Annotated in this window: 1 protein-coding gene and 1 pseudogene; both read left to right on the top strand. The window is 60.7% G+C overall.

Going from position 1 to position 1,098, the window contains the following annotated elements:
- On the top strand, positions 1–541 hold a 541-nt coding region (locus MQN93_RS43675), incomplete at its 5' end, for a hypothetical protein (RefSeq protein ID WP_242713913.1).
- A gap of 53 nt (positions 542–594) precedes the next feature.
- Positions 595–1,098 (top strand): annotated as a pseudogene (locus MQN93_RS43670) (hypothetical protein); the annotation flags it as partial.

The following is a 1,098-nucleotide window of genomic DNA, read 5'->3' as shown; positions in this document are numbered from 1 at the left end:
CGCGGACACGCAAAGTTCGAAGTCAGCTTCACCGAGCGCCTCCGCTTCCAGCACGTCCGACCGTCCGGACATCACCTTCCCTTCCGACGCCAAGAACGTCTTCGAAGACCAGAAGACGGGCGACAAGACGAAGGACGCCGTGCTCGCAGACAGCGCCCTGAGCATCAACTCTGTCGACGAGGCAATCTTCAAGGGAAGCACGAACACGAAGGCGCTTGGTTTCTACAACGCCGACAAGGCTCTGAGTTCCTCAATCACATACGTGCAGGGATACATCGATGACGCCGACACGTGGATCGGCGAGACCCGGTACTTCGACCGCAAAGTGACCCTCTCCGGAGCCAACAAGGCATACATCACGTACTGCTCCGACGAAAGCAAGTCTTTCATCAAGAACAAGAAGACCAAAAAGGTCGACAAGACGCCGACAACCGCAAACGCCTATGTGCTCTACCACTCCGTACTCACCAAGAACGCCGAAGGCGTCTGGCAGACGACCAACATCGTGTCGAACAGGGGAGACAAGGCGTGCCAGCCGTGAGGCAGTTGGCCAGAACCATTACGGTCCTGGCCCTTGCAAGCGTTCCCGTCGTCATGTCCCAAGCGGCCTTCGCCGAGCGAGACAAGCACGGCAACAACGGTAGCCAGACGGAGCAGCACGGCAACGCCACCGACGACGGAACCCTTTCGTCGACCGTCGGCACAATCGTCTACGACCGCTCCAAGAACGGCACCGGCAACTCCGCCGGCCCGGTCACGTCCACCACGTCCTGGACCCCACCCGCCTGCTGGTACGCGCCCAAGTACTCACCCGCCGAGCTCAAGGACTATCTGGAGCCGATCTGGCAGGCCGATTCGACCGGTTCCCAGTGGGATCTGGAGCAGCGCAACAAGTACGAGAAGGGCGGCGACAAGCCCGGTACGTACAAGGACTTCAACAAGGAGAAGACCGGCAAGGGCTATTGGTGGGACTCGTACGTCAACGAGAGCTTCCCGCCCGGCTGGGACAAGTGCGACAAGCCCTTCTTCTGGGTGGACAAGGGTGATCCCCCACCCGCTGACGTCGAGAACGCCGTGACCCCCAGGGTCCTGGGCGAG

The organism is Streptomyces spinosisporus, assembly GCF_022698145.1.
GTDB lineage: Bacteria > Actinomycetota > Actinomycetes > Streptomycetales > Streptomycetaceae > Streptomyces > Streptomyces spinosisporus.
Note: the sequence above shows the minus strand (reverse complement) of the source record. Positions and strands in the feature narration are given on the sequence as shown.